Origin of the sequence: Kibdelosporangium philippinense (genome assembly GCF_021390435.2) — a bacterium.
Taxonomy (GTDB): Bacteria; Actinomycetota; Actinomycetes; order Mycobacteriales; family Pseudonocardiaceae; genus Kibdelosporangium; species Kibdelosporangium philippinense.
In genome coordinates, this window is the sequence record NZ_JAJVCN010000003.1 from 1336856 (window position 1) to 1351914 (window position 15059).

Genomic DNA, 15059 nt, shown 5'->3' on the forward strand with positions numbered 1-15059 from the left:
GCCGCCGGGCTCAGACGCACGGCTTCCTGTTGTGCGGTGATTGGCACCGTGCCGAGGACCTGATCCAGGTCGCGTTCTTGAAGGTCTACAAGTCGTGGTCGAAGGTCTCGGCCTCGCCGCTCGGCTACGCAAGGCAGACGTTGACCAACACGGTCACCGACGAGTCACGGCGGTTCTGGCGCAGGGAACGGCCGACGTACCCGTTGCCGGACGCCACGGCGGCGAGCGACGACCGGGACATGTCCATCGATTTGCACCGGGCCATGTCCGCGCTGCCACCGAAACAACGCGCCGCTGTCGTGCTGCGCTACTGGGACGACCTGCCAATCGCCGAGGTGGCGCGGCTGCTGGGCTGCACGGAGGGAACCGTGAAAAGCCAGTGCGCCAAGGGGTTGGCCTCGCTGCGGGCAATGGTCGCGGACAAACTGGAGGGACACCGATGATCGACAATGAAAAGACGGAGGCCCGGCACCTGCTCGGCACGCTGCTGCACGACGAGCCCCCAGCCCCCGGTGAGCGTGGATGCGAAGGCGCTGATCCACAAAGGCCGCCGCCACACGATGATCGCGCGGTCGAGCGTGATTGGTGGCGTGAGCCTGGCGGTGGTGGGTGTGGTCTTCGGCGCCACGCTCACTCGGCCAGAACCTGCGGAGATCCCGGTCGCCACGTCGTCGCCGCCCGTCCCCTGCCGGGTCGGCTCACCCGAGTGTCCGCCGGTCCACGTGTTCACGGAGGATCTTCGCGTTCGTACCCTGCTCGATGCCTTGCGCGCAGGCCGGTACCCCCCAGCGGGCATGACCGCGCAGGACCAGTGGACGGTGTACAGATTTGATGGTCCGACGGCGTACCAAGGCGGCGTGGCCGTCGGCGACAAGGACGGATTCGGCACCCTCAGCCTGTACATCAACAATGTCGGCGGGAACGGCACGTGCGCGACCCTCGACCGGATCGTGGACGAACGGCTGGGCGGCGGTCAGGCCATCAAGGACCTGTGGTTCGTCGACTGCCGCGACGTAACCCTCGACGACGGCGCGGCCGCCGCGATCAGCAGGTACGAGGGCCGTGACACGGGCTATCAGAAAATCGCGGTGGACGCCGCGAAACCGGACGGCACCCGGGTCCGCTTCACCATCGACAACTTCGGGCCCGCCGTCATCAAGCCTGGGAGCACCCCGACCAGGCCCACGCCCCCACTGACCGGCGATGACCTGCTCAAGCTCGTCAAACAGCTTGGTGTCAAGTAGTAAGCGGCACACCGACCGGGTGACAGCGACACACCCGACTTGCGCGTAGATAATGAAAACCGATATCAATGTCGGGGTGAAGATCGCTTTCGTCGGAAAGGGAGGCAGCGGCAAGACCACGCTCGCCTCGCTGTTCCTCCGCCACCTCGGCGCCGCCGGGCGGCCGCTCTTGGCCGTGGACGCCGACATCAACCAGCATCTGGCAGGCGCGCTCGGCGCCTCTGAGCCGGAAACCGTCGCATTGCCGACGCTCGGCGAGAACCTGCCACTGATCAAGAACTATTTGCGCGGTGACAACCCGCGAATCGCGTCGGCCGACGAGATGGTCAAGACCACCCCGGCTGGCCGCGGTTCGCGGGTTCTGCGCGTGGTCGAGGACAACCCGATCTACGACGCGTGCGTGCGCGAGATCGACGGCGTGCGGCTGGCTGTGACCGGCCCGTTCGGTGAGGATGACCTCGGCGTTGCCTGCTACCACTCGAAGGTTGGCGCGGTCGAGCTGATGCTCAACCACATGGCCGACGGTCCCGGCGAGTACGTCGTGGTCGACATGACCGCTGGCGCCGATTCCTTCGCGTCCGGCCTGTTCACCCGGTTCGATGTGACGTTCCTGGTCTGCGAGCCGACCGTGCGCAGCATCGGCGTGTACCGCCAGTATCTGGGCTACGCCAAGGACTTCGGCGTCAAGGTCGCTGTGGTCGGCAACAAGATCTCCGATGAGGACGACCTCGCGTTCCTGCGTGACCAGGTCGGCGAGGACCTGCTGACCTGGGTGTCGCGGTCGGGGCACGTCCGCGCGGCCGAACGTGGCGAAGTCCGGCCAATCGATGCCTTCGAGCCGGAGAACCGCGAGGCGCTGCGCACGATTCAGGCACTTGTCGACGCGACCGGCAAGGACTGGCAGCGGTATCAGGACCAGGCCGTGGAATTCCACCTGCGCAACGCGCACGCGTGGGCCAACGAACGTGCCGGCCGGGATCTCGCCGAGCAGATCGACCCCGAGTTCACCCTTGGGGCGGTCGCGTTGGCGGGCTCGGGCGTCAACGCTGGATAACACCAAACCGCAGAACACGGAGGTATTCATGTCCTTGGACGTGCCAACCGCGTTGCTGGAAAAGGCTGAGCGTGGCGATGTCACCGACGCCGAGTTCGTCGACTGCGTCCGTGTGTCCCTGCCATACGCGTGGGATCTGATCAGCGACGTGGCCGCGAGGGCCAAGGAGGGCACCGCGGAGTTCGCCGACAACACCACGCCGCCGCCGAGCGAGGCCGAGCGTGGCCAGCTGCTGCGCGCGCTGGCGTCCGACGCGATCCGCGGCGGGCTCGAGCGGCACTTCGGGGTGAAGCTCAGCTTCCAGAACTGCCACCGGGTCGCGGCGTTCCTTCCGTCCGCTGTGGACGGTGAACGGTACCGCAAGTTCATCTCGCCGCGTGGCCAGCTGCTCAACCAGAGCCCTGAGCTGCGCGACTGCTGACGCACGCCCCCTATGCGGCTGCCGACGCGGCCGCATAGGGGGTTTACTTACCGGTCATGGCGACCTATCTGGTGACGGGTGCGACCGGGCTGATCGGCAGGCATTTCACGCGACGCCTGCTGGAAACGGCCGACATCGAGCGGGTGTGGCTGGTCGTGCGGGCTTCGTCGCAGGACAAGCTGGCCAAACTGGTGCGCTCGTGGCCGACGCCGAACCTGGTGACCATGGTTGTCGGCGACATCTCGCAACCGAGCCTGGGCATTTCCGAACGTGACCTGACCACGTTGCGCGGGCGCGTGGACAACGTCGTACACCTCGCGGCGCTGTATGACGTGACCGCAGATGACGAGGAAAGCACCGCGGCCAACGTCGACGGAACGCGTCACGTGATCGAGCTGGCTGAGGACATCGAGGCCGGGTGTTTGCACCACGTCTCCTCTGTCGCGGTCGCCGGGGATTACGCGGGCTCGTTCTCCGAGGACATGTTCGACGTCGGGCAACGCCTGGTCACGCCGTATCACCGGACAAAGTTCGAATCCGAGCGTCTGGTGCGCGAGCAGGACGCCGTGCCGTGGCGCGTGTACCGGCCCGCGATCGTGGTCGGGCACTCGCAGACCGGCGAGATGGACAAGGTCGACGGCCCCTATTACTTCTTCCCCGCGCTGTCGCGCCTCGCGGCTTTGCCGAGCGTTCCCGTTGTCGCACCGGACATTGGCAGCACGAACATCGTTCCCGTCGACTATGTAGCGGACGCGTTGGCCCATCTCGTCGCGCAGCCTGGTTTGGACGGGCGGACGTTCCACCTGGTCAACCCGTCGCCGCAGTCGGGAAAGTCCGTCTACAACGCCTTCGCGCGCGCCGCTGGCGCGCCGACGGTCGATTTCGCACTGGGTGCTGGGCTGAGCAAGCCTTTGGTCGAGTTGGCGAAGCTCAGCGAGTATCTGCCCGGGTTCACGCTTGCCCGTGACGCGGTACTCGATCGGCTGGGCATTCCCCCGGTCGTGTTGTCGGCGCTGACGTTCGAGTCAACGTTCGAATCGGCCGAGACCCGTGCGCACCTGCCGGGACTCGAGGTTCCCGAACTGGCGTCGTACGCGGATGTGCTCTGGCGTTATTGGCGGGAACACCTTGATCCGTTCCGGGCGAGGCGATCCGGGAGGCACGGGGAACTCGACGGCAGGCGAATCGTGATCACGGGCGCGTCATCCGGAATCGGCCGGGCGACGGCGTTGAAAGTCGCGGCGGCGGGTGGAATTCCGTTGCTGGTGGCGCGGCGGGCGGCCGAATTGGACGAGTTGCGTGCCGAGATCGTGGCAACGGGCGGTCGCGCGTACAGCTATCCATGCGATTTGACTGACGCGGAGTCCGTGACCAAGACCGTCGCGCTGATGCTGGAGGAACACCCGGCCGTCGACATGCTCGTGAACAATGCCGGGCGTTCGATTCGCCGGTCGATCAGGCTGTCGTACGACCGTTTCCATGACTACGAGCGGGCGATGGCGATCAATTACTTCGGCGCGGTCCGGCTGATTCTGGCGCTTTTGCCGCATATGACCGAAAGGCGTTTCGGGCATATCGTGAACGTGTCCTCGATCGGTGTCCAGGGAATCGCGCCCCGGTTCTCGGCATATGTCGCGTCCAAGGCCGCGCTCGACTACTTCAGCAAGATCGCGGCGACCGAGACACACGGCGCCGGAGTGACGTTCACGACCGTGCATATGCCGCTGGTGCGCACCCCGATGATCCGACCTACGAAGCTCTACGACGCCTTCCCGGCGAAATCACCCGATCAGGCGGCGGACATGGTGTTGGAAGCGTTGCGTGACCGTCCGAAGCACATCGGTACGCCGACCGGTTACGTCATCCAAACCGCCTACACGCTGGCCCCAGCCCTGGTCGACGCCATCGCCTACCAGGGCTATCGGGTGTTCCCGGACTCGACGGCCGCAGGCGGCGAAGGCCGTGTCAAGTTCGGCAAGGGTGAACGAAAATTGTCCGCCGCGGCCGCCGCACTGGTCAGATTGGCCAGAGGGTTCCACTGGTAGATCTGGACACGGCGGGTAGCCTCGCGGGCATGGCTCCCGCCGATGCCCCTATACCGCTCGGTTTCGACGTGGTCCGCCACGGATACGACCGCGCGCAAGTGCAACAGCACGTCACCAATCTGGAGTCCAACCTGCGGCGGCTGACTGCGGACCGGGACAACGCCCGCGCCCAGTCGGCCGAGTTGAGCAGACAAATGGAAGCCATGCGTGCGGAACTGACCAAGTTGCACGCGCAGGTCAACGGCGCGACCCAGCCGATGAAGCAAGCCGACGAGGTGCACAAGCAGCTGCGGGTAATGCTGGAGGTGACCCGTGCGGAAGCACTGGAAATCACGGCACGGGCGCAAGCGGCGGCTGAGCAGACGTTCGCGACCGCGCAGCAGGCCTCATCGGCGTTGCGCAGCCGCTATGAGTTCCTGGTCGCCGACCTGGAAGCGCAACAAGTCCAGATGCAGGCCGAGCACAAAGCGGCGCTGGAGAAAACCCGCGCGCAACTGACGCAGATGTCGGCCGAGGCGGAGCAACGCCGGAGCACATTCGGCGAGCAGGCGGACGCGCAGCACCGTCAGGTCGAGCAGGAATTCGAGTCGGCGATGGCGGCGCGAAGGGCGGCGTTGGACCAGGAAATCGCGGACCGCCGAATTTCCAGCAAGCGCGAAGCGGACAAGCTGGTCGCGGACGCGACTTCGGAAGCTGACCGCCGCACAACGGAAGCGCAGCAGAAAATCGACCAGCTGACCGGTTTGCGGCAACGGGTTTCGGAGCGGCTGCGGGAAACCGGCCAGCTGCTCAGCCAAAGCTCGAACCTGCTCGAGCCCTTGGACACCGAAGCCGACATCATCACAGGTAAAAGCTCGTGAGTGGTTAGTCGTGTTAGAACACGACTAACCACTCACGAGACCTGAGCTGCGCGGATGCAGGTTTCCAGGATCGTGCGGGCCACGAGTTCCGGCTCGTCGTGCATGGGCACGTGCCCGCAGCGCGGCAATGTGACGTGCCGTGCCTCGGGAAGAAGCTGAGCGGCCCGGCGCGCCTGTGTGGGCCACAGGATCCGGTCGCGCGTGCCCCAGGCGACCGTGACCGGCACGGTCGGCGCGACGCTGCGGAAGAAGTACTCACGCCCGGCCCGCGCCACCGCGTCGAACCCTGGCGCAGCGGCCATGGAAGCCAGGTCCGCCAGCATGACCTCGACCGGAACCCGTGACGGGTGCCCGAAAAGCAAGCTTCCGCTCGCCATTCGCAGGGATTTACGGGACATCACGGCTACCCGGGTCCGTTCGGGCCACCGCGCGGTCGCCCGGATCATGGTGAGCAGCCCCAATGCCCATGACCTCGCGCGCGGCGTGGTCCAGAAACCCGCTGGCGCCAAGGCAGTCACCGAACTGGCATGCCCCGCGGACGCCAGTTCCAGTGCGAGCATGCCGCCAAGCGAGTTGCCTGCGATGTGCGGCTTGTCTATCCCCAGGGTTTTGAACTTATCCACAGCCGCATCCACAGCCGCGGCGACCGTGTACGGCTCCGGCAAAGACGGCGAAAGACCGAATCCGGGCAGGTCCATCGCGATCACGTCGTGCGACGCGGCCAGCCGGTCCATCACCGGTTCCCATGCCTGCCAGCGGTGTCCGATGCCGTGCAGGAGCACCAACGGGCTTCCTGAGCCACGGCGTTCGTAGGAAATAGTCATCCGTCCACCCCGATTCGTGCCAAGCGCCGGATGATTCCCGGCGCGAACCGCGAAAGGAACAGCCCGAACTTGGCCTCTGTCGTCACCGGGACGACCGCCTTGTTCGACCGCACTGAGGCCACGATCGCCGTGGCGACGCGAGACGGCGGAAACCCTCGCCGCTTGTAGAGCCGCGTGCTCTGTTGCCGCAAAGCGTCCTGTGTAGACGAATCAACGCCAACGAACGTCGTCGCGTTCGTGATGGGCGTATGCACAAGGCCAGGGCAGATCGCGGAAACGCCGATCCCGGCGGACTCGAAATCGGCGCGCAGCGAACCTGACAACGCGAGCACCGCGGCCTTTGTGGCGGAATACGCGGGCAATGCGCGGGAAGGCAAGTACGCGGCAGCCGAGGCGACGTTGACGATATGCCCGCCTTCGCCGGTCTCGGCCATGAGCGCGCCGAACACGCGGCAGCCGTTGACAACCCCGATCAGGTTCACGTCCACAATCCGCTGCCAGTCCTTTGTGGACGTATCAAGGAACGGCCCGGCGATCGCGATTCCCGCGTTGTTCACCACCACATCGGGTACGCCATGCTCGGCCACGATCGTGTCGGCGAGTTGCCGCATCGCCGATTCGTCTGTGACGTCGAGCTGATAAGCCGTAGCTCCTATCATGGCCGCGGTTTCCTTGGCGGACACCACATCTATGTCGGTCACGAGAACTTCGTCGCCTTCACGCGCGAAAGCGCGAGACGTTTCCCGCCCGATTCCACTGCCCGCCCCGGTAACCAGAACCAGGCGCTTTCCAAAGGCGCGCCGCACAGGCGTGCCTTCGACGTGCGTGATGAACTCCTCGGCCATTCGCGCGATCACCGCAGGCCGCTTGGCAGGCACCCAGTGACCGCCGATCACCTTGCGGCGCCACAGGTTCGGCACCCATTGGGGCACGTCGTCGAGCAGGTGACGGGACACGAACCGATCACGCGTCGGCATGATCATCTGAACCGGGATGCCGGTCCGCTGCTCAGTAGCCGACTTCATCCGCTGGAAGATGTTGGCGCGGTAGAGCTTCATCCCATGGACCGCGTCAGCGACGACCGGAGCCCGGTCAAGGCCTTCGATCCGGGCGAGGACCTTGCCAAAACCCAGCCGCCAGACCAAAGTCGAGACGACGGGCGTGTGAAAGACCAGCATGTACCAGGAGTGCAGCTGTTGCGCCACGACCTGTGCCACGTTGCGCGGCGTCGGACGGGCCAGCCTGCGACGCATCCAGAACGCCACGTGATCGAGACACGGCCCGGAAATCGTGGTGAACGAAGCGATCCGCGAAGTCCCGGACGTCACCGCATACCAGGCCTGCATCGAGCCCCAGTCGTGCGCGAGGACGTGCACGGGCCTGGCGGGGCTGACCGCGTCCGCGACCGCGAACAGGTCCTCTACCAGGCATGGGATCTGGTAGTCAGCGGTCGCACGCGGCCGCGTCGAAGCCCCGGCGCCGCGAACGTCGTAGGACACGACATGGAACTTGACGGCGAGCCGCGAGGCGACGCCGTCCCACATCGTGTGGTTGTCCGGGTAGCCGTGGACGAGCAGAACAGTCGGATTGACCGGGTCGCCCTGCTCGTACACCGCAAGGGACACGTCACCCGATTTGACCGTCCGCATGGCCGCTCCCGTCGCCGCTGACAACAAGGAACGTTACAACGGTCATTGACACGATTGCAACGACGAACCAATGTTTTCGCAGGTCAAATGGGGTTACTGGGAGTAGATTTACCGGATTTGATCAACGCTTCGAGCCGGTCACCGACCATGTCCGGGATGACTCGCGCGGTCGACCGTGCGACGGCCGCGGTCAGCGCCGAGATCACGACCGGCGGCAGCCGACGCAGCACGTCGGCGTAGTACGGCACCTCATCGCCGCTGGGCAGCCAGTCCTCGCCCTTCGGATCGAGCACGTACTGGCGCACCAGACCGACCATCAGCCCAGCGACATGATCGACTTCCCGCTGCAGAACCCCGGCGAGTTCGATCACCTCGTCCAGGGGCACACCCAGCTTGACCAGCTCATATCCGGCTTCAAGCAGCTGCGGGCTCGGCACGACGAACCCCATCCCCTGCCGCCGCAACAGCCCGAGCTCCAGTGCCTTACGCGTGTTCGAGGGCGTCAACTGGTTGCCGAACATGCGACGCAGCTCGCGGACCGTGATCGGCGTCGGCAGCTCGGACGACCAGGGCACTCCCATGGCCTCTTCCAGGCCGAGTACGTCGGCGAGGCTGCGTCCGGCCTCCCAGGCCGCCAGCATCTCGGCGATCTGGGCGAACGCGTATCCACGGCCGAGCATGTTGGTCACCAGCCGTAGCCGGGACAGGTGCGCGTCGGTGTAAATCGCGGTCCGGCCTCGGCGAATGGGTGGCGGCAGCAGCCCGCGATCCTGGTAGACCCGGATATTGCGCACGGTCGTGCCACTCACCCTGGCCAGGTCGTCGATCCGGTAATCCGCCACGCTGGCATGCTAGGTGGTCATGCGGATGTTGATCGCGATACTCGCCACCGTGGCCGGGGCCGCCGCGGTCGTCTACAGCCAGTTCCTGCCCTGGTACCGCGACCGGCAAGGCCGGCAGATACCACTGAACGAGCTGTGGAACGGGGTCACGACCACCACCACGGACATGGTCAACTCGCTGTTCGTGCCGATCGTGATCGCGGTCGTGCTCGCGTTGCTCGGGCTGTTCATCGGCAAGCGGTGGATGATGGCGCTCGGCGCGTTTCTCGCGGTCGTCGTGTTCGCGGTGTTCCTCGGCCAGCAGATGCAGGTCGAGGCGCTGGCGTCGCAGTTCATGCAAGGCTTCTGGAACACCGCGGGTGGTTGCGTTCTGCTGCTGATCGGCGCGATCACCCGGCCATCGCGGGCATAGAGTCCACAAAGGACCATTCCCCTTGGGGTGGTCCTACCCTGGGGTGACGCGGTCGCACGACAGGTAGGCCTACTGTCGGACCCATGTCGATTGACAACACCGCACTCGGCACCATCGACGGTGGCTTGACCTCCGCCGAAGTCGCCGAGCGTGTGGCGGCGGGCAAGACCAACGACGTACCGGCGCGGGCCAGCCGAACGGTCGGCCAGATCGTCCGGGCGAACGTGCTCACCCGGATCAACGCGATCTACGGTGTGTTGTTCGCGATCATCATGTCCACCGGGTACTTCCTTGACGGCATGTTCGGCCTGTTGATCATCTTCAACAGCGGCATCGGCATGATCCAGGAGCTGCGCGCCAAGCGGACCCTGGAGAAACTGGCGATCGTCGGCCAGGCGCGGCCGACCGTCCGGCGTGACGGGGCGACGGTCGAGCTGGCGCCCAGCGAGATCGTGCTCGACGACGTGATCGAACTCGGTCCTGGCGACAAGATCGTGGTCGACGGTGTGGTGCTGGCGGCCGACTCGCTCGAGATCGACGAGTCGCTGCTCACCGGCGAGTCCGACCCGGTCGTCAAACACCCCGGTGACCAGGTGTTGTCCGGCAGTTTCGTGGTCGCGGGCGGCGGCGCCTACCGCGCGACCAAGGTCGGCAGGGACGCGTACGCCGCCAAGCTGGCCGAGGAAGCCAGCAAGTTCACCCTGGTCAAGTCCGAACTGCGGTCCGGTATCGACAAGATTCTCAAGTTCATCACGTTCCTGCTGATCCCAGCGGGCGCGCTGACCATCTACAACCAGCTGTTCAACGTCAACGAGTCCCTCGCCGACGCCCTGCGCGGGATGGTCGCCGCACTCGTGCCGATGGTCCCCGAGGGCCTCATCCTGATGACCAGCGTCGCGTTCGCCGTCGGTGTGGTCCGGCTCGGCCAGCGCCAATGCCTCGTCCAGGAGCTGCCCGCGATCGAAGGCCTCGCCCGCGTGGACGTGGTGTGCGCGGACAAAACCGGCACGCTGACCGAGAACGGTATGCGGCTGTCCGAAGTCCGTAGCACGAACGGCGACGCTTCGGTGTCGCTCGCGTTGGCTGCGCTGGCCCGTACCGAAGCTCGGCCCAACGCGAGCCTGCTGGCGATCGCCGAGGCGTACCCCGACGATCCCGGCTGGCACACCACCGCCGTCGCGCCGTTCTCGTCCGCCCGCAAATGGAGCGGCGCGAGCTTCACCGACCACGGCCACTGGGTCCTTGGCGCCCCGGACGTCCTGCTTTCCTTCGACGACCCAGTACGCGCCGAAGCTGAGCAAATCGGCTCGAAGGGCCTGCGCGTACTGTTGCTCGGCCAGACCGATTCGCTTGAGCCGCTGGGCAGTGCGCGTGCCGCCGCGCTTGTGGTGCTGGAACAGAAGGTTCGCCCGGACGCCAAGGACACATTGGACTATTTCGCGTCCCAGAACGTGACCGTGAAGGTCATTTCCGGCGACAACGCGCTGTCCGTCGGCGCGGTCGCATCCTCGTTGAGCCTACCGAACTCCGCGAACCCCATCGACGCCCGAAACCTCCCTTCGGACAACGAAGAACTCGCTTCGGTGCTGCAAGAGCGTGCCGTGTTCGGCCGCGTCACTCCTGCTCAGAAGCGGTCGATGGTCAGCGCCTTGCAGTCGCGTGAGCACACCGTCGCGATGACCGGCGACGGCGTGAACGATGTCTTGGCGTTGAAGGATGCTGACATTGGTGTCGCCATGGGCTCCGGCAGTCCCGCTACCCGTGCTGTGGCTCAGATAGTCTTGCTGGACAACAAGTTCGCCACGCTGCCGTACGTTGTCGGCGAAGGCCGCAGGGTGATCGGCAACATCGAACGCGTCTCGAACCTGTTCCTGACCAAAACGGTCTACTCGGTGCTGCTCGCTTTGATGGTCGGGATAGCGCAGGTCAACTATCCGTTCCTGCCTCGGCATGTGACAGTGATCGCCTGGTTCACGATCGGCATCCCGGCTTTCGTCCTGTCGCTGGCACCCAACAACGAACGTGCCCGGTCAGGGTTCGTGGCACGGGTCATGCGCATGGCGATTCCGTCTGGCGCGGTCATCGCGACGGCTACTTTCATCTCGTACATGCTGGTGCACACCAAGGCCAGCAGCGAGCAGTCGGGTACGACCGCGTTGATCACCTTGATGATCGTTGCCTTGTGGGTGCTCGCGATCGTGGCGCGACCGTACAAGTGGTGGAAGGTCGCTCTGATCACCTTGATGTCGGCGGCGTCTTTGCTGTTGTTCGTGCTGCCGTTCACGCAACGGTTCTTCGCGCTCGACCCCAGCAACAACGACTACACCGCACGGGCCATCGGGATCGCGGCCGTCGGCATCGTGCTGGTGGAGATCGTGTGGTGGGTTCAGCGCAAACTCATGCCTCCGTCGGTCGAGGGCTGAACTTTCGGTGGATGTCTTGAGCGCACCGATCCTTTTCGGGTCATGCGTTGCTGACGGACCCGGCTCTTTGCTGCCTTTGACGTCCAGCCGGGTTGGCTGGGGTGATCTTCCGCGTGTCCGCCCCACCGGCACGGCGAGTCAAACTGCTCGACTCGCCACCAGCCTGGTTGCTCGCCGCCGTGCGCCGCTCGCGTTCAACACGCCATGCCGGAGCGGCAGACACGCGCGTGCACCCGTCACCGACTCCCCGCCTGCTCGCTTCGCTCACGGCGATACGTCATTGTGCTACCGGGTGCACGCCGCACATTCCAGGGCAAGCCCTCTATCCCCTCGACCAAGGCGAGGTAAACCGCCCAACCCTCGCGCGAGGTGGGCGAGCCTTCTCTTGCTTAGGCTGCTCTTCGGTCGTGGCTGGCTGGGCGGAGCCAGGGCCTGGTGGGGCCTGCTCGGCGGTCGTCTTCAGGCTTCGAATTCACCTGCGATGGGTCTTTGTCGTCTTGGCGAATCGTGGGCGCGGGGTTGTCTCCTCGCTTGTGCTCTCGTTGCACGAGGTAGAGCAATGCCACCCCCGCCACCAATGGGATGTGGGAGAGCAGGCGCGAGGCCGGGACCCCTATCGTCGCCAGGTCGATCACTGAGAACACGACCAACGCCGCCACGAACACACCCACTGCTGGCAGCAATCCGATGGCTCGTTTGGTTTGCCAGGCCGCGGCCAGCATTGCGAGCCCCAAGGCAAGGTTCCACGCCGCACCTTCGCTGATCAGGTGCGGAGTCAAGGTGGCCCCGTGCGCCGCGTGCGTGTCTGTGCCGAACAGTTGGGCCATTGCGAGGAGCAACTGGATCAGCCCGACGCCGGCCAAAGCAATCCGGGCCACGGGCCTACGTCGGGGAGCGGCCTCAGCCAGTACCGAGGACACCAGGTCCGGGGTGGGTACGAATGACCGCACCTTCACCCGGCGATTGAGGTTCGTTGCCGCCGTGTACCAGTCTTGGCAGGATGCGCATGTCTTCAGGTGCGCGTCCACCTCGGCTTCTGGCCACCCCAGGGATTCGCCGTCCAGCCGGGCGGACAGGGCCTCCGTGCACGTCCCACAGTCCATGCCTACATAGTCGCCCGTGACCGCCAGGTAGTTCCCGTCAGCCCTTGCGCTCGAACAACGCCAGCAGCTCCAGCCGCCCGAACATCCGGGCCGTGTCCACCGCAGACGGAGTTCCCGTGAACGGGTCCGCGCCGCCGTCCAGCAGCGCCGCGACCACGCCATCCTGGCCTTTGAACACTGCTCCGGCCAGTGGGGTCTGGCCTCTGTCGTTCGCTATGTTCGCGTCCGCGCCTAGTCTGACCAGCGTTGACACCGCGTTCGCGTGACCGTGGTACGCCGCCAGCATGATCAGGGTGTCGCCTGCTTCGTTGCTGAGGTTCACCGGCACGCCGCCGTCGATCAGGTCAGCCAGCTTCGATGCGTCGCCGTCCCTGGCCGCGGCGATCGCCGTCTCTTGGTCTCCCACAGTGATCAGCGTGGCACAGCGCGCTCACCGAGGCACAACGAGCGGACCGGAATGCGCAGATAACGTTTTGGAAATGTTTTGCACGGGATGAATACGACCAGTCGTCGATTGACCGCCGTAAGTGATATCAATACGGAGCGCTTTCGGATGATTGCGCGACGTGAATACGACCGACCCCGGACATGAGAACGGGTAGTCCACGTCCATCGCGTTTCATGGACATGAACTACCCGGTCAGCGTGCCCCCGACCGGATTCGAACCGGCACTCCAACCCTTTTAAGGGGCTTGCCTCTGCCTGTTGGGCTACGGGGGCGCGTGAAGCCTAAGCGTTCCGGCGCTCCCTTTGGAGCCACTTTTCGACAACTCATCCAGCTGGCCTATCGAATTGGTCCACTCAGCTCTTCGCCGCGCGGGTGAATTCGGTCTTCGGGTCGTGGATCTGCCCCATCGAGATGACCTCCCGGCGGAACACGAATGCGCCGAGCCAGTCGAACATGATGCGCACCTTCCGGTTGAAGGTAGGCATCCGCGACAAGTGATACGCCCTGTGCAGGCCCCACGCGAGGAAGCCCTTCAGCCGGATCACCCCGAGCACATCCGTAACACCTTTATACAGCCCCAGCGAGGCCACAGAGCCCTGGTACTTGTGCACGTAGGGTTTCTGCTTGCGCCCGCGCAGCGCGGCCAGCACGTTGGGCACCAGCCGCTTGGCCTGACGAACCGCGTGCTGCGCCGACGGGCTGCACGTGGCGGTCGGGTCCTCGGCGATACGCGACAGGTCCGGTACGGCGGCGTTGTCGCCTGCCGCCCACGCGTCCGCCAAGCCTTCGATCTGCAGTTCGGCCGTGCACCGGACCCGGCCGCGCGCGTCGAGCGGCAGGTCGGTGTTGGCCAGCATCGGGTTCGCCTTCACACCGGCGGTCCAGATGATCGTGTCGGCGTCGAACTCCGTGCCGTCGTCGAGCACCACGTGCCCGTCCTCCAACGACTTGGCGCGCGTGTCGAGGAAGACCTCGATGCCGCGCTTCTCGAGCACCTTCACGGTGTAGACGCCCATCTTGGCGCTCACCTCGGGCATGATCCGGTTGGACGCCTCGACAAGCACCCAGCGCATGTCCTTGGCGCTGATCGTGTCGTAGTAGCGCACCGCGTAGCGGGCCATGTCCTCGAGCTCGGCCAGCGCCTCGACACCGGCGTACCCACCGCCGATGACCACGAACGACAGCAGCTTGCGCCGCAGCTCCGGGTCGCTGGTCGACTCGGCGAGGTCGAGCCGGGACAACACGTGGTTACGGAGGTAGATCGCCTCACCGACGGTCTTGAAGCCGACGCCCCGCTCTTCGAGCCCGGCGATCGGCAGCAGCCGGGACACCGAGCCGAGCGCGCTGATCAAGAGGTCGTACTCGACCTGGTCGGTGTGCCCGTCGATGGACTCGACGGTCGCCGTCTTGGTGGCGTGGTCGATCTTGATGACGCGCCCGGTGAGGACGTGACAACGACGGAGGACTTTGCGCAGCGGCACCACGACGTGACGCGGCTCAATGGATCCGGCTGCCGCTTCCGGCAGGAACGGCTGATAAGTCATGTGCGGCTGGGGGTCGACGACCGTGACAGACGCTTCGAGCGACCGCAGTTTCTTCTGCAGGCCCAATGCGGTGTACAGCCCGACATACCCACCGCCGACGATGAGGATCCGCTTCGGCTGCTTCTTGCCCTTGGCCATGGCTCTATGGTCGCACCATCTCGCTGGCCCCGCGCGTCACCCCTGGTCAGGT

The 15059-nt window shown here is 65.5% G+C and carries 14 protein-coding genes and 1 tRNA gene; 8 read left to right on the top strand and 7 right to left on the bottom strand.

Annotated features, from left to right (window positions below; all coding sequences use genetic code 11):
* Positions 1-77 precede the first annotated feature (77 nt).
* From LWC34_RS38315 to LWC34_RS38340, 6 genes are all read left to right on the top strand, one after another.
* Positions 78-443: a sigma-70 family RNA polymerase sigma factor gene (locus tag LWC34_RS38315; protein ID WP_372496714.1), complete on the top strand. Its 366-nt coding sequence runs from the start codon at positions 78-80 to the stop codon at positions 441-443.
* Between the two features lie 69 nt (positions 444-512).
* Positions 513-1244 (top strand): hypothetical protein, encoded by a 732-nt coding sequence (locus LWC34_RS38320; RefSeq protein WP_233730112.1) that lies wholly within the window; start codon positions 513-515, stop codon positions 1242-1244.
* Between the two features lie 76 nt (positions 1245-1320).
* The gene (locus LWC34_RS38325; RefSeq protein ID WP_233730113.1) at positions 1321-2298 is read left to right on the top strand and encodes an ATP-binding protein; all 978 of its coding nucleotides are present in this window, start codon (positions 1321-1323) and stop codon (positions 2296-2298) included.
* A 28-nt stretch (positions 2299-2326) separates the two neighbouring features.
* Positions 2327-2719, top strand: coding sequence for an SCO5389 family protein (locus LWC34_RS38330; protein ID WP_233730114.1), 393 nt, complete (start codon positions 2327-2329; stop codon positions 2717-2719).
* 56 nt (positions 2720-2775) lie between these two features.
* Positions 2776-4764, top strand: coding sequence for an SDR family oxidoreductase (locus LWC34_RS38335; RefSeq protein WP_233730115.1), 1989 nt, complete (start codon positions 2776-2778; stop codon positions 4762-4764).
* Between the two features lie 29 nt (positions 4765-4793).
* A complete protein-coding gene (locus tag LWC34_RS38340; RefSeq protein ID WP_233730116.1) occupies positions 4794-5624 on the top strand; it encodes a coiled-coil domain-containing protein in 831 nt (276 codons plus the stop codon).
* A 32-nt stretch (positions 5625-5656) separates the two neighbouring features.
* On the opposite strand, the gene LWC34_RS38345 is transcribed toward LWC34_RS38340, so the two are convergent.
* From LWC34_RS38345 to LWC34_RS38355, 3 genes are all read right to left on the bottom strand, one after another.
* Entirely contained in the window at positions 5657-6448 is a 792-nt protein-coding gene (locus LWC34_RS38345) for an alpha/beta fold hydrolase (protein WP_233730117.1), read from the bottom strand.
* Positions 6445-8097, bottom strand: a complete 1653-nt coding sequence (locus tag LWC34_RS38350) for an SDR family oxidoreductase (RefSeq protein ID WP_233730118.1) — start codon at positions 8095-8097, stop codon at positions 6445-6447. The genes LWC34_RS38345 and LWC34_RS38350 overlap by 4 nt, the downstream gene beginning before the upstream one ends.
* 83 nt (positions 8098-8180) lie before the next feature.
* The gene (locus tag LWC34_RS38355) at positions 8181-8939 is read right to left on the bottom strand and encodes a MerR family transcriptional regulator (RefSeq protein ID WP_233730119.1); all 759 of its coding nucleotides are present in this window, start codon (positions 8937-8939) and stop codon (positions 8181-8183) included.
* Between the two features lie 19 nt (positions 8940-8958).
* Here LWC34_RS38355 and LWC34_RS38360 point away from each other — a divergent pair, with 19 nt between their 5' ends.
* Together LWC34_RS38360 and LWC34_RS38365 are read left to right on the top strand one after the other, a co-directional pair.
* Positions 8959-9351, top strand: coding sequence for a hypothetical protein (locus LWC34_RS38360; protein WP_233730120.1), 393 nt, complete (start codon positions 8959-8961; stop codon positions 9349-9351).
* A gap of 83 nt (positions 9352-9434) precedes the next feature.
* On the top strand, positions 9435-11774 hold the full coding sequence (locus tag LWC34_RS38365; RefSeq protein ID WP_233730121.1) for an HAD-IC family P-type ATPase: 2340 nt from the start codon (positions 9435-9437) through the stop codon (positions 11772-11774).
* A 389-nt stretch (positions 11775-12163) separates the two neighbouring features.
* On the opposite strand, the gene LWC34_RS38370 is transcribed toward LWC34_RS38365, so the two are convergent.
* The 4 genes from LWC34_RS38370 to LWC34_RS38385 form a co-directional block, all read right to left on the bottom strand.
* Positions 12164-12877 (bottom strand): zf-HC2 domain-containing protein, encoded by a 714-nt coding sequence (locus tag LWC34_RS38370; RefSeq protein ID WP_233730122.1) that lies wholly within the window; start codon positions 12875-12877, stop codon positions 12164-12166.
* Between the two features lie 37 nt (positions 12878-12914).
* A complete protein-coding gene (locus LWC34_RS38375; protein WP_308200198.1) occupies positions 12915-13283 on the bottom strand; it encodes an ankyrin repeat domain-containing protein in 369 nt (122 codons plus the stop codon).
* Between the two features lie 240 nt (positions 13284-13523).
* Positions 13524-13597, bottom strand: a tRNA-Leu gene (locus LWC34_RS38380).
* Between the two features lie 81 nt (positions 13598-13678).
* Positions 13679-15007, bottom strand: a complete 1329-nt coding sequence (locus tag LWC34_RS38385; protein ID WP_233730123.1) for an NAD(P)/FAD-dependent oxidoreductase — start codon at positions 15005-15007, stop codon at positions 13679-13681.
* Positions 15008-15059 lie beyond the last annotated feature (52 nt).